General features: G+C 35.9%; 1 protein-coding gene. It reads right to left on the bottom strand.

The genetic code is table 11. The features are described 5' to 3' along the window. The coding region (locus tag IE313_RS36770) for a putative type IV secretion/conjugal transfer ATPase (RefSeq protein WP_229925216.1) at window positions 1-473 on the bottom strand (473 nt) is incomplete at its 3' end. Window positions 474-515 lie beyond the last annotated feature (42 nt).

The raw sequence follows: 515 nt of genomic DNA, 5'->3' as shown, positions 1-515 counted from the left end.
AGTTTGGGGGCGTAGTTTTTGAGTTGGATTTCTAAGCTTTTTAAAGTTTCTTGCAAAAAATGCGCTTTATAAGAGAGAATGTCCTTAAAATTTTCCCTATTGGCATGCATGAGAGATTTTTTCTTATGCTCTAAAACGCCTTGTAAAGAATGCGTGCTTTCTAAAACTAAAAAATACTGATTTTCATACACTTCTTTATTTTCAAATTGATTCAAAATCGCTTGCAAGTATTTGGAATTGGTTTGGATATTTTGTTGGTGATCAATTTTACGCCTTTTAACCACAAGGCGTGCCACGACTTTTTCTAAAGAATCCAACACCATTTGGCGCTCGGTGAAGAGATCTTGCAATTGCTCTGTGCTTAAATGGGTGTAACTCACCCCCTCTAAACGGAGGATTCCCACTAAGTTTTCGTTTTTAGTGAGCAAGAAATGCTCATCATACAAGCCTAAAATGTTGTTTTCTTCGCTCATAGAATAGCTTTTAGGCAAAACCCCTAAAAAATAGTTTGAAAC

The sequence above is a fragment of the Streptomyces sulfonofaciens genome, assembly GCF_014656295.1.
GTDB classification, from domain to species: Bacteria; Actinomycetota; Actinomycetes; order Streptomycetales; family Streptomycetaceae; genus Streptomyces; species Streptomyces sulfonofaciens.
This window is presented reverse-complemented; position numbering and strand designations above follow the sequence as displayed.